At 66.7% G+C, this 19,859-nt stretch carries 15 protein-coding genes; 12 read left to right on the top strand and 3 right to left on the bottom strand.

Annotated elements, in window-relative coordinates:
• The first annotated feature begins 247 nt into the window (after positions 1 to 247).
• The 4 genes from P2T60_RS04250 to P2T60_RS04235 all read left to right on the top strand — a co-directional run bounded on the left by P2T60_RS04250 (position 248) and on the right by P2T60_RS04235 (position 4,547).
• Positions 248 to 946, top strand: coding sequence for an ABC transporter ATP-binding protein (locus P2T60_RS04250; RefSeq protein WP_276281316.1), 699 nt, complete (start codon positions 248 to 250; stop codon positions 944 to 946).
• Positions 943 to 1,974 carry a branched-chain amino acid ABC transporter permease gene (locus tag P2T60_RS04245; RefSeq protein WP_276281315.1) on the top strand — a complete coding sequence of 344 codons (1,032 nt, stop codon included), beginning with the start codon at positions 943 to 945 and terminating at the stop codon, positions 1,972 to 1,974. The genes P2T60_RS04250 and P2T60_RS04245 overlap by 4 nt, the downstream gene beginning before the upstream one ends.
• Before the next feature lie 124 nt (positions 1,975 to 2,098).
• Positions 2,099 to 3,265: a branched-chain amino acid ABC transporter permease gene (locus tag P2T60_RS04240; RefSeq protein ID WP_276281314.1), complete on the top strand. Its 1,167-nt coding sequence runs from the start codon at positions 2,099 to 2,101 to the stop codon at positions 3,263 to 3,265.
• A 253-nt stretch (positions 3,266 to 3,518) separates the two neighbouring features.
• Positions 3,519 to 4,547 carry a 3-oxoacyl-ACP synthase gene (locus P2T60_RS04235; protein ID WP_276281313.1) on the top strand — a complete coding sequence of 343 codons (1,029 nt, stop codon included), beginning with the start codon at positions 3,519 to 3,521 and terminating at the stop codon, positions 4,545 to 4,547.
• Positions 4,548 to 4,972: 425 nt separating this feature from the next.
• Here the strand turns inward: P2T60_RS04235 and P2T60_RS04230 are convergent, their stop codons facing one another.
• Complete coding sequence (locus P2T60_RS04230) at positions 4,973 to 5,674, bottom strand: helix-turn-helix domain-containing protein (RefSeq protein ID WP_276281312.1); 702 nt, start codon at positions 5,672 to 5,674, stop codon at positions 4,973 to 4,975.
• A 261-nt stretch (positions 5,675 to 5,935) separates the two neighbouring features.
• Here P2T60_RS04230 and P2T60_RS04225 point away from each other — a divergent pair, with 261 nt between their 5' ends.
• The 5 genes from P2T60_RS04225 (at position 5,936) to P2T60_RS04205 (ending at position 10,878) form a co-directional block, all read left to right on the top strand.
• A complete protein-coding gene (locus P2T60_RS04225) occupies positions 5,936 to 7,222 on the top strand; it encodes an ABC transporter substrate-binding protein (RefSeq protein ID WP_382209865.1) in 1,287 nt (428 codons plus the stop codon).
• 36 nt (positions 7,223 to 7,258) lie between these two features.
• Positions 7,259 to 8,197, top strand: a complete 939-nt coding sequence (locus P2T60_RS04220; RefSeq protein ID WP_276281310.1) for a branched-chain amino acid ABC transporter permease — start codon at positions 7,259 to 7,261, stop codon at positions 8,195 to 8,197.
• A gap of 101 nt (positions 8,198 to 8,298) precedes the next feature.
• A complete protein-coding gene (locus P2T60_RS04215; protein WP_420028706.1) occupies positions 8,299 to 9,402 on the top strand; it encodes a branched-chain amino acid ABC transporter permease in 1,104 nt (367 codons plus the stop codon).
• Position 9,403: 1 nt separating this feature from the next.
• A complete protein-coding gene (locus P2T60_RS04210; RefSeq protein WP_276281308.1) occupies positions 9,404 to 10,153 on the top strand; it encodes an ABC transporter ATP-binding protein in 750 nt (249 codons plus the stop codon).
• A complete protein-coding gene (locus P2T60_RS04205; protein WP_276281307.1) occupies positions 10,150 to 10,878 on the top strand; it encodes an ABC transporter ATP-binding protein in 729 nt (242 codons plus the stop codon). Before P2T60_RS04210 ends, P2T60_RS04205 begins: the two co-directional genes overlap by 4 nt.
• A 130-nt stretch (positions 10,879 to 11,008) precedes the next feature.
• On the opposite strand, the gene P2T60_RS04200 is transcribed toward P2T60_RS04205, so the two are convergent.
• The gene (locus P2T60_RS04200) at positions 11,009 to 11,563 is read right to left on the bottom strand and encodes a GNAT family N-acetyltransferase (RefSeq protein WP_276281306.1); all 555 of its coding nucleotides are present in this window, start codon (positions 11,561 to 11,563) and stop codon (positions 11,009 to 11,011) included.
• Positions 11,564 to 11,644: 81 nt separating this feature from the next.
• On the bottom strand, positions 11,645 to 13,336 hold the full coding sequence (locus tag P2T60_RS04195) for an AMP-binding protein (RefSeq protein ID WP_276281305.1): 1,692 nt from the start codon (positions 13,334 to 13,336) through the stop codon (positions 11,645 to 11,647).
• 46 nt (positions 13,337 to 13,382) lie between these two features.
• Between P2T60_RS04195 and P2T60_RS04190 the strand changes: the two genes are divergently transcribed.
• The 3 genes from P2T60_RS04190 (at position 13,383) to P2T60_RS04180 (ending at position 19,858) form a co-directional block, all read left to right on the top strand.
• Positions 13,383 to 13,619: a hypothetical protein gene (locus P2T60_RS04190; protein WP_276281304.1), complete on the top strand. Its 237-nt coding sequence runs from the start codon at positions 13,383 to 13,385 to the stop codon at positions 13,617 to 13,619.
• Positions 13,620 to 14,055: 436 nt separating this feature from the next.
• Positions 14,056 to 15,312, top strand: a complete 1,257-nt coding sequence (locus P2T60_RS04185) for an MFS transporter (protein WP_276281303.1) — start codon at positions 14,056 to 14,058, stop codon at positions 15,310 to 15,312.
• Positions 15,313 to 15,544: 232 nt separating this feature from the next.
• Entirely contained in the window at positions 15,545 to 19,858 is a 4,314-nt protein-coding gene (locus P2T60_RS04180) for a beta strand repeat-containing protein (RefSeq protein ID WP_276281302.1), read from the top strand.
• Position 19,859 lies beyond the last annotated feature (1 nt).

The raw sequence follows: 19,859 nt of genomic DNA, 5'->3' as shown, positions 1-19,859 counted from the left end.
CCGCACAGCGAGCGCGCGGGGGCTTTCCGAGCCTTCTCAGCCGGTCGAATCGCGGTCTCTGCCGTCGGCGTCACGACGGCAGAGAAGTCGCTCACGCCGATTCGGACGCCGACCGCGACGGAGAGCGAACGGCGCGCGTCGCACACGAAAGCAACGAATACAATTTCAAAACAAATCTAAACATTGCTAAAGAAAACAAAAATACCTTCGAGAGAAACACGGAGAAGGGTTTAACGGAGGAACGAACATGACGCTACTCGAAGTCGAGAACGCCCACACCTACTACGGCGAGAGCCACATCCTCGAAGGCGTCTCGCTGGAGGTCCAAGCGGGCGAGGTGGTCGCGCTGGTCGGCCGCAACGGGGTCGGCAAGACCACCACGCTCCGGACCATCCTCCAGTTGACGCCGCCGCGCGAGGGGACGGTCCGCTACCGCGGCGAGGACCTAACCGGGCGCGAGACGCACGAAGTCGCCGACGAAGGCGTCGGGTGGATTCCCGAGGAGCGGCGAATCTTCACGCAACTCTCCGTCGAGGAGAACGTCCGGGTCGCGGTCCCGTCGGGCAACGACGTGGACGAGGCGCTGGACCTCGCGTTCGAGACGTTCCCGGACCTCCGGGAGTTCGCCGACCGGGACGCCGGAAACCTCTCGGGCGGCCAACAGCAGATGCTCGCGCTGGCCCGAGGGTTGGTCGGCGACAACGACCTGTTGCTCGTAGACGAACCCAGCGAGGGTCTCGCGCCGCTCATCGTGGAGCGCGTCGCCGAGGCGCTGGCCGACGCCGCCGAGGACACCACGCTGTTGCTGGTCGAGCAGAACCTGCCGCTGGCGCTGGACCTCGCCGACCGCTTCTACGTGCTGGACAACGGGCAAGTAGTCGAGGAGGGTAACGCCGACGAGACTTCCGCGGACGACGAGCGACTCAGGAGGTATCTCTCGGCATGACGCTCGCATCGACGCTCGTCAACGTCGTCGTGCTGGCGGGGTTCGTGGACGCACTCGGCCAGTTCCTGCGTCCCGAAAACCTCGCCTCGGTCTTCGTGGACGGACTGGCGAAGGCCGCCATCTACGTCATGATTGCGGGCGGTCTCACCCTCATCTTCGGGCTGATGGGCGTGTTGAACTTCGCTCACGGGTCGATGACGATGATTGGCGCGTATCTGGGCGGCCTGCTGATGGTGTTCGCCATCGGCGGTTCGACCGGACCGGGCGTGCGCCTGCTGACGTTCTTCCTCGCGCTGGCCGCGACGTTCGCGCTACTGGCGGGTCTCGGCGGCGTGGTCGAGGTCGGACTCATCAGACGCCTCTACGACCGACCGCCGGTCTACCAGATTCTGCTGACGTTCGGGGTGACGCTCATCCTCGACGAGTTGGTCCGCATCGCGGTCCTGTTCTACGGGATGCAACCCACCAGCGACTGGCAGGCCGCACTCGGCACCAAGCCGTCGTTCCTCGCCGAGTCGGTGGACCTCGGACTCATCTCGGTCAGCGGTCTCTCGCTGTTCGAAATCGTCGTCGGCGCGGCCACCGTCGCGGGACTCTGGGCGTTCCTCACCCGGACGCGCTACGGACTCATCATCCGCGCCGGGAGCGAGGACGCCGAGATGACCGAGGCACTCGGTATCGACGTGCGCCGCGTGTTCACCGTCGTCTTCGCGCTCGGAGCGGGCGTGGCGGGCGTGGCCGGGACGCTGTTGATGTGGGACCCCGCGTGGGGTGCCAGCGTCCCCCTCGCCGCCGACACCCTGCTCCCGGCGTTCGTTGTCGTCATCATCGGCGGTCTGGGCACCTTCCGAGGCACCGTCGTCGCGGCGGTCATCGTCGGGATGGCCGACGCCACGACGACGTGGTGGTTCGTCAACGAAATCGACTTCGCTAGCCTCCCCGAGATGACAATCTTCCTCATCCTCGTGGTGATGCTCATCCTGCGTCCGCAGGGTCTGTTCGGCGTCGAGGAGGTGGGCGGCCATTAGCACCGAAACCGCGGACGCCGCGGCGACCGACGCGGAGTCGGAGTCGGCGGCGTCGTGGCCGGTCCGGTACGCCCGCGAGCAGTCGGTCCACGTCGCGGTCATCCTGTTCTTCGCGGCCTACCCCATGCTCCACTCGGCGCTGGTCAACTCGCCGGTCGGCGCGGAGATGGTGACGGTTCTGCCCGACGTGGAGACGATGATAACCGTCCTCTACTTCGGGTTGTTCGCCATGTCGTTCGACTTCATCAGCGGCTACACCGGCTATCTCTCCTTTGGCCACGCGGCCTTCTACGGCACCGGGGCGTACTTCGTCGTCCTCGCGTCCAACGGGAAGATACCGGTCCTCGGCACGGGCACGCCGTTCGTCTACCTGCTGATTCTGGCCGGGCTCGCCGCCGCGGTGCTGGCGGTCCTCATCGGCGCGGTGTCGTTCCGACTGTCGGGCGTCTACTTCGCCATGATTACGCTCGGATTCTCGCAGGTGCTGTACGTGTTCGTCCGCGACTGGGACTACGTGGGTTCGAATCCCCGCGACGGTCCCGCGGTACTGGAGCGGACCGAACCGTTCAGCGTCGGCGTGCCCGGCGTGGACTCGCTGGACCTCGCCATCGGCCAACTCGCGGGCGACAGCATCGAGGGCTTCCTCGGCTTCCTCTCGTTCGGGACGACCGAGGTGTCCTACTACATGATAGGTCTCGTAGTGCTGGTGTGTTACTTCGCCATGCAACGCATCATCCACTCGCCGTTCGGCAAGGTGTTGGTCGCCATCCGCGAGAACGAGGAACGCGCCGAGGCAGTGGGTTACAACACCTTCTGGTACAAACTCGGCGCGTTCGCCATCTCCGCCTTCTTCGCGGCAGTCGCTGGCGGCCTGTTCGCCGGGTTCCAGCGGTCGGTCTCCCCCGAGAGCAGTTTCTACTTCCTCGTGACGGGCGACGCACTGCTAGCCTCTATCATCGGCGGGTTCGGCACGCTCGCCGGACCGCTGTACGGGTGGCTGTTCGACGAGACCGTCACCGAGTTCCTCTCGAAGGCCGGTGAGGGCGGCGGCCTGCTCCCGTACCTCCGGGACCACCTCGGCGAGGCGACGATGACGACCGAACTCTACAACGGGTTGACGGTCGGACAGGCCATCGACACGTTCCTGAACGGCCACGCCGAACTCTACGTCGGCGTCATCTTCGTTCTGTTCGTCCTGTTCGTGCCCAACGGCCTGCTCGGAACCGTCCGGGACCGCCTCGGCGGTCCGGTCGGCAAGCAGGTCGCCGCGCGACTGCGAGGTGACGAGTGATGAACCGGAATGTGAGGCAGTCCACCGGGACGCGCCTGACCATCCAATCCACGATTCGGGTGGATGAAAGGGGCCGCGCGCTCGCGGCCGCAGGCCGTGGTCGTCTCAGCGACCCCTATCGGCGCGCGCAGTCCTGCGCGCGCCGATATGTCGGTGAGCGACCGCGAGCGCGCGCGGGCTTTCCGAGCCTCCGTCGCCGCGGCCCTTCTCGAGCTGGTGACGACTATCACGACGACCGAAAGGAGGCCACAGCATGACCAATCGAGACGAATCCACGGTCGGACTCACGGGCTACGGCGTCTACGTGCCCGACGAGACCGTCACGGGCGAAACAATCGCGGCACAGAGCGGGATTCCCGAGGAAGTCGTGGTCGAGAAGATGGGCATCCGCGAGAAGCGAGTCTGCCCGCCCGACGCCGACCACGCGACCGACATGTGCGTGGCGGCCGCCGAGGACGCGCTTGCGGACGCCGACGTTGCGGTCGAGGATGTCGATATGGTCCTCTACCACGGGTCGGAGTTCAAGGACTTCGTGGTGTGGAGCGCCGCGGCGAACGTCGCCGAGCGCATCGGCGCGGACGGGGCCTTCGCGGTCGAAAGCTACGCGCTCTGTGCGGGCGCGCCGCTGGCGATTCGACAGGCCAAGTCCCAACTGCTCGCCGACGCGCCAGAGACGGCACTGCTGGTCTCGGCGAGTCGGGAGGAGGACCTCGTGGACTACGAGAACGAGGACTCGTCGTTCATGTTCAACTTCGGGAGCGGCGCGTGCGCGATGGTCTTGGAAGCCGACCCCGACGAGTCGCGCACCCGCGCCACCGTCCGGGAGAGCGCCGCGCTCACCGACGGCAGTTTCTCGGAGGACGTGGTGATGCCCGCGGGCGGGTCCCGAAACCCGGCGAGTCAGGCCACGGTCGAACAGGGTCTCCACGCCCTCGACGTGCCCGACCCCGACGGGATGAAAGAGCGTCTGGCGGACGTGAGCCTCTCGAACTTCGAGGAAGTCGCGGAGGACGCGCTGGCGCGGTCGGACTACGACCGCGCGGACCTCGACTTCGTGGCGCTGACCCACATGAAGCGGTCGTTCCACGACCTGCTGACCGACCGCTTAGACGCCGAGAACTACTACTTAGACGAGTACGGCCACGTCCAGAGCGTGGACCAGATTCTCGCGCTGGACGAGGGCTTGGAGCACGGACTGGTCGAGTCCGGCGACGTGGTTTGCTTCCTCGCGGCCGGAACCGGCTACACGTGGGCCGCGACGGTACTTGAGTGGCAGGGCTGAACTCCGGGATTTCGTTTTTTGCGCGGTCGTGACCGCGAACTCGGATAGATGGAGAAATAGCTACAGACTTGAGCCAATGAAACCGCACAGCACCGCTACCGCGAACCACACGCCTCCCCAACCGATTGCGGTCCTCGGCCGATGGCCTGCGTTCCTCATCCCTCGCGCGGAGATGGCGGACCACGAGGGTCCGCCAGCGCGCGCCGACCGCCCTTTTGAGGTGGAAAATATTGCTTAGAGAATGTAAAATACATCTCTAACACGACTATAGATTGCTTTATCGACGCGGAACCAATCCGTCAACGACACCGCACCGCTCGACCGGCGACCGGCGACTGCCGAGACTCACCGCAGACTGCCGAGACTCACCGCAGACTGCCGAGACTCACCGCAGACTGCCGAGACTCACCGCAGACTGCCGAGACTCACCGCAGACTGTCGAGAGCGTCCACCACGCGCTGGTTGACTTTTCGCTGGGCGCGTCGGAGGTTCTTGGACACCGCCGGGGCCGAGACGCCGAACTCGTCGGCGATGGTTTCGAGCGTCCCGTTCCGTGGCGTGTCGAAGTAGCCGTGTTCGACGGCGGCCGTCAGCGTCTCGCGTTCGACCTCCGAGAGGTCCGAACAGCCCTCGACTAGCGTGGCCGCGGCGTCGGCGTTGCGGGCGAACCGTTGGAGGGTGTCGAGGCGGAGGCGTTCGCGCGAGAGGATGTCGAACTCGTTGTTGACTTCCAGACCCCCGAGCGCCCGGTCGGTGACTTCCGGACTGTCGAACCCGACGTTCCACGTCTCGCTCCCGTCTTCGATGTGGAACGGGCCGGTGATGTAGCCGTCGTGGTCCCGAATCGTCGCCATCGCGTCCGTCTCGCCGATGACCGTCCGGACGTGGGCGGCACCGCCCCGTTTCGAGAGGAGTTCGTAGTCGCGCATGTTGTCGTGGTCCCGCAGAGCGGACAGACCGTTCGAGAGCGCCCCGCGGTCCTCGCCGTCCACCACGATTCTGGTCTCTAACTGGTCTACGCTCGGGTTGAAGTCCCAGTGGAGCGTCGTGAACGTCACGTCGTGGTCGTCGCTGGTGGCGATGAATGGACAGTCGTACTGCTCCATGTCCATAGAAATTGTTATCATAGTTCCCGAAGGGTCTCGTCTGGCGGAAGGATTGTGACTCACCCACATAGGACTTTCCCTTCACCGGGACCCGACGTTAAGTGATTAACCACGGGTTATTAGCAACGAGAACGCGGCGTATTGATATATGGTATTGATGCGCACGGTAGACGCGCGCGTGAGCGACCGTCCGCGGTACCGCGCCGACCGTCGCGCAGAGAGATACTAGGTGATTTCATGACTCAGGACGAGCAAGCTTCTGGTGGCATAGAGCGACGGAGCATGTTGAAGGCGGCGGGTGGAACCGCGCTCGCGGCGGCGCTCGCGGGGTGCAGTTCGCTCCTCGGCAGCGGAGAGGAAGACGATAGCCAGTCGAGTAGCGACGTGCCGGACGAACCCATCGAGGCGGGACTCCAGACGTTCACGGAGGGCGCGGCGGCGGTCCTCGGACTACAGGCCCAGTACGGCGCGCAACTCGCAGTCGAGCGCATCAACGGCGCGGGCGGTGTCGCGGGGCGCGAGATGAAACTCGACGTGGTTCACGAGGGCGACTCCCACGTCGAGAACTACAACCAGTTCGTCGAGGAGGGCAAGGACGTGACCTTCGGTCCCATCTCGTCGGGCGGTCACGCGGCGATGGCACCCGAAGTCGAATCGCAGGAAGTCGTCAACGTCGGCACCGACGGTACCGTGACCACCCTCTACGAGGAGACGGTGACGGACCCGACCTACTCGTTCCGGTTCCAGAACTACGACGTGATGGAGTGCGTCTCGGCGGCGCGCGAAGCGGTCGAACGCCTCGGCGCGGACAACGTAAACACCATCGCGGGCATCAACCCCAACTACGCGTTCGGGAAAGACGAGTTCAGCGTGTTCAAGCGCGCAATCAAGAAACTCGCGGGCGACGTGGAAGTCGTCTACGAGGGCTACCCCGACCTGATGGCCGACGACATGTCCACCCACATCACGGAGGTCAACAACGAACAACCCGACGTGACCTTCTCCAGTTGCTGGGGCGGCGACGTGACGACGCTGATGAGTCAGGCCGCCGCGAACAACATGTTCGAGAACACCCAACTCGTCGGGTCGGTCCTCTACAGCGCGGTCAACGACCTGAGCCAAGACGTGGTTGAACAGGCCAGCGCCATCTCCGGGTCCCGGAACTTCTACTGGGGCGAACCCACGACGAACCGGTGGCAACCCGGCAAGAAACTCCGCGAGGACGCCAAGTCGAAGTGGGACATCGTGCCGAGCGCCCACTTCATGAGCGGATACGGCGCGGTCGCGGCGTGGGCCACCGCGACCCAGAAAGCCGTCGATATAGTCGGCGGGTGGCCGTCCCAAGAGCAGATTGCGAAATCGTTGGAGGGCCACGGCTTCTACACCCCCGCGGGCTACCACGTCATGTCCGAGGACCATCAGGGCATGTCCAACAGTTACTACGGGAAGATGTCGTGGTCCTCGGACGTGGGCGCGCCCGTCCTCGAAGACGTGAACATGTACGACCCGCGGGAGGTGTCGCCGCCACCGGGAACCAAGTCCGCGAAGTGGATTGGTAGCTGGTCGTAACGTCGCCCGGACTTCGAGAACACGACGATTTCCATCATGGTTGCACTACAGAACTTCATCACGCACACGCTCCACGGGGTGCAGTACGGGTTCATCCTGTTTCTCATCGCCTCGGGACTGACGATTATCCTCGGCATCTTGGACGTGCTGAACCTCGCGCACGGCGAGTTGTTCGCGCTCGGCGCGTACGTCTCGTTCAGCGTCCTCGGCTACCTGACCGGACTGGTCGGGTCGCCGACCGACCCCGCGTCACAGGCGATATTCCTCGTGCTGGTGTTGGCCGGTGCGGTAATCGCCGCGCTGGTACTGGTCCCGGTCGGGGTACTACTCGAATCGACGCTGTTTAGACCAATCTACGAACGCGACGAGGTGTACCAACTCGTGTTGACGTTCGGCCTGCTCCTCATCATCAAGGACTTCAACAAGTTGGTGTGGGGTCCCTCGCCGCGACGAATACAGGGCGTCTACAGTGGCATCAACTCCATTCCGGTGGCGAAGTTCGTCGGACTCACCTATCCGACCTACAACGTCGTCGTCATCGCCGTCGGCGCGGTGGTGGTCGTCGGTCTGTTCTGGTTCTTCGACCGCACGAAGACCGGGCGCATCATCCGAGCGACCGCAATCGACCGCGAGATGGCGACCGCAATCGGCGTCAACACCGAGCGGACGTTTACCCTCGTGTTCGCGCTCGGCGCGTTCTTCGCCGGGTTCGCTGGCGCGATGGCGCTCCCCCAGTCGTTCGCCAGTCTGGAGATGGGCGCGAACCCCCTCGTCCTCTCGTTCGTCGTCATCGTCATCGGCGGTCTGGGGAGCCTTCAGGGTGCGTTCGTCGCGGCCCTGCTCGTCGGCCTGCTGAGCAAGTGGGCGACGTGGCAGGTGCCCGCGCTCGAACTTGCCGCGCCGTTCGCTATCATGGCGCTGGTCCTGCTGGTCAAGCCCGAAGGTCTCTTCGGAACGTGGGGTGAGACCGAATGAGCGACGCCGAGAAACCAGCCACCGACGGCGGGGGGACGACCGACGCCGGACGCTCGCGGCCGGGTCTCGTCACCCGCGGCGGCGAGACCCACGTTCGGGTGATGAAGGGTCTCGAACTCACGCGCAAGCAGGCCGTGTTGACCGTGGTGGGTCTCCTGTTGGCGTTCGCGGTGCCGGACCTCGCGCGACTCACCGCCAGCGTGCAGTTGAGCGTCGTCCATCAGGGACTCGCGTTCGGTCTGGCCGCGGTCGGTCTGAACCTCCTGCTTCGACACACCAAGCTGGTGTCGTTCGGACACGCGGCATTCTTCGGGACGGGGGCGTACGCCACGGCACTGTTGGCCTCGAAACTCGACGTGGCGATGATGTCGGTGCTGTTGCTCGCCGCGGTTCTGGCGGCGGGGCTGATGGCCGCGGTCATCGGCTACCTGTCGCTTCGCCACACCGGACTGTACTTCTCGCTGTTGACGCTGGCGTTCGGCCAACTGCTGTACGCGCTGGTGCAGGGCCAGAGCTACCTCGGTTCCAGCGACGGGCTTCCGGTCCGGCCGGGCGAGGCGAACCAGCCGCTCATCTTCGGGTTGGCGCTCGACGCCGACGCCTACGCCGTCCTGCTGTACTATCTGACGGTGGTGTTCGCGGTCGTCTCCCTGCTGGTGATGTACCGACTCGTGAAGTCGCCGTTCGGGGCGGCGCTCGACGCCATCGGACAGGACCGGACCCGCGCGGAGTTCATCGGCATCCCGGTCCAGCGATACGTCTGGCTGGCGTTCGTCATCTCGGGTCTCTACGGCGGACTCGCGGGTGCCATCTACGCGATGGTCCAACAGCACGTCCGGCCCGGCCCGGTGTTGTACTTCCTCCAGTCGGGCGACATCCTCTACATGGCGATTCTGGGCGGCTTCCAGACCCTGCTCGGCCCGCTCGTCGGCGGCGTCGTGCTGGTGTTCCTACAGGACGCCGGGAAGGACTTCACCAACTACTTCGACGCGCTGACGGGCATCGTCCTGCTCGTCATCGTGTTCGGCTTCCCGCAGGGAATCGTCGGGTCGCTCGAACGCGGCGGCAACGTCCGCCAGCGGGCCCGAGAGTTCGCAGAGGACCCCAGCGTCGTCGGGTCGTGGGCCGCGGGCGCGGCGAGCGCGCTCAGGTCGGCCTTCGGCGACTGGGTGAACAGCGTGCGGTCGATGCTAGGGGTGCGATAAGATGTTGGAAGCGAAAGGTCTCCGGAAGTCGTTCGGCAAGGTACTGGCGACCGACGACGTGACCGTCGAGTTCGGCCGCGAGGCGGGCGAGATGGTCTTCATCGTCGGTCCGAACGGAGCGGGCAAGACGACGCTCGTCAACCTGCTCACGGGGCGTCTCGACCCCGACGAGGGGAGGGTGTTGCTCGACGGCGACGACGTGACCGGGATGGCCTCCCAGCGGCGGGTCCACGAGGGACTCGTCCGGAGCTTTCAGGTCGTCAAGCTGTTCGAGGAGATGACGGTCCGCGAGAACCTCCGGACCGCGGTGCTGTCCGAGCGCGGACTCACGTCGAGCATGTTCAGCCTGCGCGACGAACACGCCGAAGTCGAGTCGCGGGTCGAGGACCTGCTGGCGCGGTTCGGCCTGACCGACGAGGCCGACGCGGTGGCCGAGGAGTTGCCCCACGGCACCCGGAAGTTGCTGGACGTGGCGATGTCGTTCGGTCTCGACCCGAACTACCTCCTGCTGGACGAACCCACCGCGGGCGTCTCGACCAGCGAGAAGGAGTACGTCATCGACACCATCGCGGACGTGAGCAAAGAGCAGGGAGTGACCACCGTGACCATCGAACACGACATGGACATCGTGACCGAGTACGCAGACCGGGTTATCGCGCTCCATCAGGGGCAGGTCCACGGCGAGGGACCGCCGACGATGATAGAGACAGACGACGAACTCCGCCGCCTCCTGTTGGGGGTCGAAGAATGAGTCTGCTCGAACTCTCGGACGTGGACGCCGCCGTCGAGGGGTTCGACGTGACCCACGACCTGAGCCTCGACGTGAAGGAGGGCGAGGCGGTCGGACTCGTCGGGCGCAACGGCGCGGGCAAGACCACGACGTTCCGTTCCATCATGGGCCTGACGGAGGTCCTGAGCGGGTCGATTCGCTACGACGGCCGGGAACTCACGGAGATGGACCCCGACCGGATTCCCGAACTCGGACTGGGCTACCAACCCGAGGACCGGAAGCTGTTCACCGGCATGAGCGTGGACGAGAACTTCCGCCTACCCATCTGGACGGTCGGAAGCGACCGGGGAATCGACGACGAGGACGCCGTGGTCGAGGACGTGTACGACGTGTTCTCGGAACTCGACGACCGGCGGGACGCGAAGGTCGAGAACCTGAGCGGCGGGCAGGCCAAGATGGTCTCCATCGGCCGGGCGCTGGCGCTCCAACCCGACCTGCTCCTGCTTGACGAACCGCTGGAGGGACTGGCCCCCGTGGTGGTCTCGAACCTCAAGGAACACATCCGGGCCATCAACGACCGGGGCATCGCGGTGCTGGTCGCCGAGTCGAACGTCACCCACGTCCCGGACATCGTGGACCGCATCTTCGTGGTCGAACGCGGCGAAATCGTGGACAGCGGCGACCCCGAAGTGCTGGCCGAGGACGAGGAGATTCAGGAACTGATGCAGGGGAGCGGCAACGAGTAGGCCGGTTCTGACGAACCGGCCTACTCGTCGTCGCGGCCGCTTCGCTCGTCGCCAGAGCATTAAATATAATCTCCTGAAAAATAAAAAGGATTGTCAGAGACAGCTACTTCGTTCTCCGTCGCGGACGAGGCTACGACTCGGCTTCCCACTCGTCGCGGAGCAGGCCGTAACAGTACATGTCGTGGTACTCGCCGCGGTACCACGCCGCCTCGCGCCGGGTGCCCTCGCGTTCGAAGCCCAGCGACTCCAGCAGGGCCGCGGACGCCTCGTTGAAACTCCCGACGCACGCGCCCACCCGCCGGAGGTTCCGGTCCTCGAAGGCGTACCGGACCATCCGGGCGGCGGCGTCTGACCCGTACCCCCGTCCCTGCTCGTCGGGCGCGACCCAGTAGGAGAGTTCGGCCGAGCGCGACCGGGAAGTCTCGTCCGGGCCGTACTGACTCCCCGTCAGCGAGACCCGGCCGACTGGCTCGCCGTCGGCGCAGACCAGACACTTCACGTCGTCGGCGTTCGACAGCACGTTCTCGAAGAACTCCTCGCCTTGCTCGCGGTTCATCGGGTCGATGTCGAGGGCTGGCCGCCAGATTCGCGGGTCGTTCATCCACCGCTGGACGAACTCCATGTCCTCTCGTTCGACCGGGCGGAGGGTCACGTCCTCGCCCTCCAGAAAGACGGGTCCGGGCATGGAACGGGGTTCAGGCCCGGCCGACAAAACACTGTGGCAGGGTCGTCAACAGGTGTCACCGACCGCGGTCCACTGCCGCCGTCACTCCGCTTTCTCTCGCGCCCGTAGCTCTCGGCGTTGAATCTTCCCCGTCGTGGTCTGGGGGAGCGACTCCACGAACTCGATTTCTCGGGGGTACTCGTACTTCGCCAGTCGGTCGCGCACGAGGTCCCGAATCTCCTCGCGCAGGCCGTCGTCGCCCGAGACGCCGGAAATCGGCTGGACGAACGCCTTGATAATCTCGCCGCGGGTCTCGTCCGGGACGCCGACGACGCCGACCTGTTCGACGCTCGGGTGTTCGAGGACGGCCTTCTCGACTTCGCCGGGACCCACCCGGTAGCCCGAGGTGATGATGAGGTCGTCGTCGCGGGACTTGAACCAGACGTAGCCCTCCTCGTCCTGCACTGCGATGTCGCCGGTCAGGTGCCAGTCGCCCACGCGGACGCTCTCGGTCTTGTCGGGTTCGTTCCAGTAGCCCTCGAACTGCGCGGGGTTGCCGTCCGCCCGGATTGCGATTTGGCCGGGTTCGCCCCGTGGGAGGACTTCCCCCGTCTCGTCGTCCACGATTGCCACGTCGTGGCCGGGAACCGGCTTGCCCATGCTCCCCGGTCGGGCCTCGAACCAGTCCTGACAGTTGACCACCGGGAGGTTCGACTCGGTCTGGCCGTAGATTTCGTTGACGACGACGCCCGACAACTCCTCGTCGGCCCAGTCCAGAATCTCGGGCGTGAGCGGTTCGCCGCCCGAGCAGATGGCGTCCACCGCGAGGTCGTACCGGTCGGTCGGGTCCGCTACGTCCATCATCATCCGAATCGCGGTCGGCGGGAGGAAGGCGTCGGTCACGCCGAACTCCTCCATGATTTCGAAAGCTTGCTCGGCGTCGAACTTCCCCATCGGATAGCCCACGACCGGGCGGCCGTAGTGCCACGCCGGGAAGACCAAATCGCCGAGCGCGCCTATCCACGCCCAGTCCGCGGGCGTCCACGCCACGGTCTCGTCCACCACGTCGCGCTCGAAGTACATGTAGAACGCCGGGCAGTGGCCGAGCCACACCTTGTGAGTGTGGAGCGCGCCCTTCGGCGGGCCGGTCGAACCGCTGGTGTAGATGATGATGGCGGGCGTGTCGGCGTCGGTGTCGGCGAGTTCGCGCTCGGCGGAGCAACCCGCGACGAACTCCGAGAACGCTATCGCGTCGCCCCAGTCGGCCGGTCGGTCGCCCTCGCCGTTCTCCCCCGCCCGGTTCTCGCCCTCGCCGTCCACCTCCACGACGGTTTCGAGGTCCGGACAGTCCGCCCGGACCTCCTCCAGCGTCTCGCGGACGCTGGCGTCGGCGACCACCGCTTTCGCGCCGCTGTGCCGGAGTCGGTAGCCCAGTCCCTCCTCGCCGAACAGCACGGACAGCGGGACCGAAATCGCCCCGAGTTTCCAACAGGCGAGGTGCGTGATTGGGTTCTGTGGCTTCTGTGGAATCACGACGGCCACCCGGTCGCCGAACTCGACGCCCGCGTCGGCCAGCGCGTTCGCCATCCGGTTCGACGCGCGGTCCAAGTCCCGGAAGGTGTAGGTCTCGCGCCGCCCGTCGGGGTACGCCTGAAACAGCGCCACGCTCCCGGCCGGGTCGTCGTGTTTCCGGAGGGCGTCGCGGGCGATGTTGTAGTCGTCCGGAATATCCCACTCGAAGTTCTGCCGGGCCTGCTCGTAGCTCTCGTCGTCGAGCGTGAGATGCCAAGCCATGGCAAAATATGGGTCTCGTGCCACCTTCTAACCGGACGTTAATATATTGCCGTCGCTCGATTATGGGTTGCTGTCGCTGTCGTGGTTGCTGTCGCTGTCGTGGTTGCTGTCGCTGTCGTGGTTGCTGTCGCTGTCGTGGTTGCTGTCGCTGTCGTGGTTGCTGTCGTTGTTGGGGTCGTCGGGGGTCGCGGATGCTGTCTCGTCGGCGGTCGCTGTTGTTGCCGCGGTTGCGGGTGCTGTTGTGGTTGCTGTCGCAGTTTCGAGTGCCGAGTGGTTCGAGTAGTCCCAACCACGACAGCGACCACAATCGCCAGAACCACGACGAAGAAGTTCTCGAAAGCCCCCGCCCGCTTGCTACGAACCACGACTTCCGGAATCGGGGTAATAAACGTCCAGAAAGCCCCCGCCCGCTCGCGGTCGTTCAGCGACATATCCTCGACTCATCTTCGCTTCGCTCGATTCGTCTCGGATAGGGGTCGCTGAGACGACCACGGCCTTCGGCCGCGAGCGGGCGGCCCCTTTATCCCACCCCGTCGGTTGGTCGGCCGAGCGCGTGCTGGCGGTTGGCTGGCTGTCGCGCTTCTGGCGGTTGGTGGACCGGGCGCGTCTCGTGGTCCGTCGCGCCGGGCGCGTCCGGTGAAAGCCGACCCGTCTGCCGTGAGTCCCCCGAAGCGTCGGCGTTCCGAAACGGCTTTTCCGCCGCCGTGAGCGATGCCGGTGTGAACGACGACAGACTCCAGTTCTACGCGCTCTATCTCACCCGGTTCGCGTCCGGGTTCGGGTTCGTCACGCTGTTGACGCTCCTGCCGAAGTACATCGCGCTGTTCGGGGCCTCCGGTCTCGTCGTCGGGTTGTTCACCACGGCGTTCACCGGCGCGCAGACGCTCGCTACCGTCCCGCTGGCGTGGGCGGGCGACCGGGGCGACAAGCGACTCGTCCTCGTGGGCGTCCTCGGCGCGAGCGTGCTGAGTTACGTCGGGTTCGCGCTCGTCTCGACGCCCGCCGCCGAGTCGTGGCACTTCATCCTCGTCCGGGGGCTACAGGGCGCGGCCGTCACCGGGTCGGGCCTGATGTCGCTGGCGCTCGTCGGCGAACTCTCGCCGCCCGACCAGCGCGCCAACCACATCGGGAAGGCCAACTCGTGGCGACTCGCGGCGGGCATCCTCGGAAGCCTCGCCGCGGGCGCACTCTACCGCTGGGGCGGGTTCGACGCCGTGTACGCCGTGCTGGTCGCGCTGTTGGTCCCCGCGATGGCCGGCGTCTGGTACCTGCTGGACGCCGACGAGACCCGCATCCGGGGCAACCCCTTCGCCGGACTCGCGTTCAACCGCCGACTCCTGACGCTGACCAGTTTCCGCGCCCAGTACGCCGTCGCGGTGACGCTCGTCCGGACGTGGGTCCCCATCTACGCGGGCGTCAGTGCCGCGCAGGGCGGACTGGGCTACACCGCGCCGCTCGCCGTCGGCGTCGTCCTCACGGCCGAGAAGGTGACGAACATGCTCTGTCAACCGTTCACCGGCCGCCTCTCGGACCGCGCCGGGCGCTCGCTGTTCGTCTTCGTCGGCGGCGGGTGCTACGGACTGGTCGCGCTGGTCGTCCCCTTCACGCCCGACATCGGGACGGCGCTCGACCTGCCCGCTACGTTCCCGGTCGTCGGCGACCTCTCGGCCGCTTTCCTCCCGCTTCTGGCCTGCAACGCTCTGCTCGGCGTGGCCGACAGCATCCGCGAACCCGCGAGTATGGCGCTGTTCGCCGACGAGGGAACCGACGACGGGAGCGTCGCGTCCAGTTTCGGCATCCGAGAACTCGTCTGGCGGCCGGGGAGCGTCCTCGCCCCGATGCTCGGCGGTGCGCTGATGACGACGAACATCGATTGGGTGTTCTTCGTCGGCGCGGCCGCCGCGTTCAGCGGCGTCCTGACGTTCTTGGGGGTCCTCTCCCGTAATTACGGGACGCGGGCGCTGACGGAGTGGTAGCCCGGTCGGAATTCGTCGCCGGTCTTCGTCGCCTCTGTCGTTCCGGAGTCGTCGGAGTCGGCGACGGCATCGCGGGTGTCGGCCAGCATGGGGGTGCAGAAAGCATCCGGTCGCTGAGACGACCACGGGCCGGAGGTTCGCAGTCGCGGGACACCCCGACGCGCTGTCGTCGTCCGGCGCTCCTTCCCGGCGACCGATAGGTATATAAATAGTAATTATCAAGTAGCTAAAAATGGGTCGTTCGCGGCTACGCGAATCGCTGTCGGTCTTGCTCTCGGTCGTACTCGTCGTTTCCGTCGTCGCGTCCGGAACCGTCGTGTTGACCGACACCGCCCAGTCGCGCGCCGAGAACGTCGGCATCAGCGCGTCCGAAATTAAGGCCGGGAACTCCTTTACGGTCAGTTACGTGGACGACTCGGCGGACGACGGGAGTACGATGCACGTCGTCTTGGACACCGACGGCGACGGGACCTACGACGCTGGCGACCCGAAGACCACCGCGCCCTCCGACGACGACAGTTTGGCGACTTCCACGACGTTCTCCGACACCGACGGTCTCGACGGCACCTACTCGGTCTACGTCTACGAGGGACCCGACTCGCTCTCGACCGGTACCGACCTGACCACCGCCGGGTCCGCGACCATAACCATCGACGGGTCTCCGCCGTGGATTAGCGAGTTCAACCTGACCAACCCGGCGGGTCAGCAACTGAAACTGACGATGGTCGCCGACGAGCGACTCCAGACCCACGAGGCCGACCTCTCCGGTCCCGAGAGCGCGACCCTGACGACCTTCGCCGAGACGAACGGGACCGGGACGTACACCTACACCGCGACGTACAACGTCAGCACCGACGGTGACTACACCGCGAGTCTCCGGACCGCGACCGACGACTTCGACAACGAGGTCACGACCAACCAGACCCTCTCGGACGCCGTGACGGTGGACACCACCCCGCCGACCGTCGAGAGCGTCGAGACGGCGGTCGGCGCGCAGCGAGTTCGGGTCGTCTTCAGTGAGGGAGTGACCGACGCGACCGGCGGCGCGCTCACCGCCGCGGACTTCACCTACGACGACGCGAACGCGGCGGGCGCGGCGACGATTTCCGGCGTCTCCCACACCGCGGGGACCGACGCCGCAACCCTCGTCCTCGACGCCGCCGTCGGGCCGACCGACCTCGGCAACGACACGATTGGGCCGAGGACCGACGCGATTTTCGACGCCTACGACAACCCCGCGGGGAACGCGACGACCGAACTCGCCGACACCGAGTCGCCCGCCGCGCCCCTGTCGGCGTCGAGTCGCCCGGTCAACGCCAGCAACCACGAGAGCTACGACCTCGCGGTCACGCTGGCCGACGACCACGAGGCGGGCACCCTCGACGTGGCGGTTTCCGACGGGAGCGCGACGGTCCGCGCGAGCGCGACCGTCGCCAACCGGACCGACGGCGACGCCGACCCCCACACGGTGTCGTTTACGGGCCTGAACCTCTCGACGCTGGCCGACGGCCAACTCTCGGTCGAGGCGAACCTGACCGACTACGGCGGGAACGCCGCGGGCGCGACGGTAGCGACCCCGACGAAGGACACCACCGTGCCGACCGTCGCCGACGCGTCCATCAGCAACGCACCAATCGGCACCTACGACGTGGGGACTCAGCAGACCGTCACAGTCGAGTTCGACGAGACGATGGCGACGACCGACCAACCGAACGTCACCATCTCGGGCCTGAATCGGTCCTACGACGTGACCGGCGGAGGCTTCGCCGACGCGACCACGTGGACCGGCACGGTGAGCATCGCCGACGACGACGAGGACACCCAAGCGGCCATCAGGGTCGCCGACGCCACCGACGCCGAGGGCAACTCGCTCGCTCCCGACGCGTCGAACACCTTCCGGGTCAACACCACCGGCCCGGCCAAACCCGAGGCGACGAGGGCCAGCGACATCGACGCGAGCAACGCGAGCGACTACGCCGCGACGGTCGAACTCGTCTCGGGGACCGACGCCGACGAGGTGCGGGTCCGGGTCGGCGACGGGACGAACGTCGTCGTCGCCAACGCCAGCGTCGGCGCGACTCAGACCAACGTCACCGTCTCGGGCATCGACGCCTCGTCGCTCGCCGACGGGTCGGTGACTGTCGAGTCGATGACGCTGGACGACGGCTACCCCAACATCGAGGGGTTCGTGGAGGAGACGACCGTCGAGAAGGATACGGTCGCGCCGAGCGTCTCGGGGGTCGCAATCGAGGGCGGGGGTGTCAACGACTCCACTGCCGGGACCGTCCAGCAGGTCACGGTCTCGTTCAGCGAACAACTCAACACCTCGCGCGCGCCGACCGTCACCGTCTCGGGCCTGAATCGGTCCTACGCCGTCACCGGCGGAAGCTACCCCGACGCGACGACGTGGACCGGCACCCTCACCGTCGCCGACGACGAGGAGACGACCAACGCCACGCTGACCGTCGCCGACGCCGCCGACGGCGTGGGCAACCCGATTGGGGCAAACGCCCACGAGTTCCGGGTCGACACCGACACGCCGTCGGTGTCGAACCTGACCGTCACCAACCCGGCCGACCGGCAGGTCGCGGTGTCGTTCGAGAGCGACCAACAACTCTCGGCGGTCGGGGTGACGCTCGACACCCCGACCGGCACCGTGACGCTCGACCGCTCGGACTTCGCCGAGACCGGAACCGGCCCGTACAGCTACGAGGCGACCCACGGCGGGAGCGCCGACGGTACCTACGAGGCGGCCCTCGACCGGGCGGCCGACGACATGGGCAACGACGGCGCGGCCGGTGGGACCGACGCCACGACCGTAGACGTGACCGGCCCGACCTTCGCGGCGGCGTCACCCGCCGGGACCACCGTGGCCGACAACCGGACGAACGTCGGCGTCGATATTTCGGACGCGACCAACGCGGTGAACGCGAGTAGTATCGAACTCACCGTGACCGACGCCGAGGGGACGAAACTGGACGCGGCCGGAACTGGCGCGGCGGGCGTGACGTTCTCTGGCGGACGACTCGCGTTCGACCCGGCCGCCGCGGGCGTCTCGTTCGCCGACGGCGACGTGACCGTGACCGCGGCCGCAAACGACTCGGTGGGCAACCGCGCGAACGCCACCTTCTCGTTCCGGGTCGATACGACGGCCCCGACGTTCGGCGACGGGTCGCCGAACGCGACGGTCGAAGACTCCCGGCCCGCTGTCAACGTCTCCATCGACGACGCGACCGGAGTCGCGTCGTCGTCGCTCGCCGTGACCGTGACGGACTCGGCGGGGACGAAACTGGACGCCGCGGGAACCGCCGCGCCCGGCGTGACCTTCTCGGGCGGACGACTCGCGTTCGACCCGGCCGCCGCGGGCGTCTCGCTCGCCGACGGCGACGTGACCGTGACCGTGGCCGCCAACGACACGCTGGACAACCGGCGGACGACCACGTTCTCGTTCCGGGTGGACACCCCGCCGGACATCAGTGGGTTCGACGCCGCGGCGTCCGGGGGCAACGTGACCGTCAGCTTCGACTCCACCGACCAGTTGACGAACGTGTCGGTCGGCGTGTCGGGACCGAACGGGACCGACACGCTGGCGACTCCCGCGTTCGGCCGGTCGGCGAACGGAGCGGGCGGTTACGAGTACGCCGCGTCGTTCGATCCCGGACCCGACGGCGAGTACGACTTCCGACTCGACGCGGCGACCGACCCGCAGGGCGACGGCGCGACCGGCCAGACCGCGACGGCGGTCGTGGACCGGGCCGACCCCGAACCCACCGGCGCGTGGATACGCGACGCCGACGCCTCCTCCACGACGTTGACCGTCGAGTTCAGCGAACCCGTGGACACGAGTTCGCTCGCCGCGGGCGACGTGAGCGTCCAGAACGCGACCGTCACGAGCGTCTCGGGCACCGCGAGCGAGACCACGAGCGTCAACGTCACCGTCTCGGGCCACGTCCCGACCGACGACGCGCCCGCGCTCTCGTTCGACGCCGGAAGCTACGCCGAGGCGGTCGGCGACGGGAGCGGGGGCACCGGGTCGCCGACGAACGTCCACACGCTCCGGATGTCGCTGTCGGCGGGCGAGAACTTCGTCTCGGTCCCGGCGGTCGAGGGCAACGTCTCGCTGGCCGCACTCGACCTCACGGGCGTCGAGACGGTGTGGACCTACGACGACAACCGGTGGCAGAGCTACGACCCCGACGCGCCAGCTAACGACTTCTCGTCGCTCGTCGGCGGCAAGGGGTACGTCTTCGTGGCGAACCGCGAGACGGCAATCGACGTGACTGTCCAGAACGTCGCCGACGGGCCGACTCGCTCCGAGCGACTCGAAGACGGGTGGAACCTCGTGGGCCACTGGGAGGAGGGCGACCGACCGGCCGGGGACGCCCTCGGCACGGTGCAGGCCAGCGACGTGACGGTGTTCGCCCAGCGGACCGACTCGACGCTCGACTACCGACTCGTGGACCTCCAGACCGGGACGTTCGAGTCGGGCGAGGCCTACTGGGTCCTCGTCTCGGAGAACGCGACGTACAACACGACTTCCTACTGAT

Origin of the sequence: Halorussus caseinilyticus (genome assembly GCF_029338395.1) — an archaeon.
Taxonomy (GTDB): Archaea; Halobacteriota; Halobacteria; order Halobacteriales; family Haladaptataceae; genus Halorussus; species Halorussus caseinilyticus.
The sequence above is the reverse complement of the archived record's forward strand: the minus strand, read 5'-3'. Positions and strand labels throughout refer to the sequence as shown.

Bases quoted from the DNA above. Each gene is read 5' to 3' on its own strand.
- P2T60_RS04250 (WP_276281316.1), top strand. From the start codon at position 248: ATGACGCTACTCGAAGTCGAGAACGCCCACACCTACTACGGCGAGAGC.
- P2T60_RS04245 (WP_276281315.1), top strand. From the start codon at position 943: ATGACGCTCGCATCGACGCTCGTCAACGTCGTCGTGCTGGCGGGGTTC.
- P2T60_RS04240 (WP_276281314.1), top strand. From the start codon at position 2,099: ATGCTCCACTCGGCGCTGGTCAACTCGCCGGTCGGCGCGGAGATGGTG.
- P2T60_RS04235 (WP_276281313.1), top strand. From the start codon at position 3,519: ATGACCAATCGAGACGAATCCACGGTCGGACTCACGGGCTACGGCGTC.
- P2T60_RS04230 (WP_276281312.1), bottom strand. From the start codon at position 5,674: ATGATAACAATTTCTATGGACATGGAGCAGTACGACTGTCCATTCATC.
- P2T60_RS04225 (WP_382209865.1), top strand. From the start codon at position 5,936: ATGTTGAAGGCGGCGGGTGGAACCGCGCTCGCGGCGGCGCTCGCGGGG.
- P2T60_RS04220 (WP_276281310.1), top strand. From the start codon at position 7,259: ATGGTTGCACTACAGAACTTCATCACGCACACGCTCCACGGGGTGCAG.
- P2T60_RS04215 (WP_420028706.1), top strand. From the start codon at position 8,299: ATGAAGGGTCTCGAACTCACGCGCAAGCAGGCCGTGTTGACCGTGGTG.
- P2T60_RS04210 (WP_276281308.1), top strand. From the start codon at position 9,404: ATGTTGGAAGCGAAAGGTCTCCGGAAGTCGTTCGGCAAGGTACTGGCG.
- P2T60_RS04205 (WP_276281307.1), top strand. From the start codon at position 10,150: ATGAGTCTGCTCGAACTCTCGGACGTGGACGCCGCCGTCGAGGGGTTC.
- P2T60_RS04200 (WP_276281306.1), bottom strand. From the start codon at position 11,563: ATGCCCGGACCCGTCTTTCTGGAGGGCGAGGACGTGACCCTCCGCCCG.
- P2T60_RS04195 (WP_276281305.1), bottom strand. From the start codon at position 13,336: ATGGCTTGGCATCTCACGCTCGACGACGAGAGCTACGAGCAGGCCCGG.
- P2T60_RS04180 (WP_276281302.1), top strand. From the start codon at position 15,545: ATGGGTCGTTCGCGGCTACGCGAATCGCTGTCGGTCTTGCTCTCGGTC.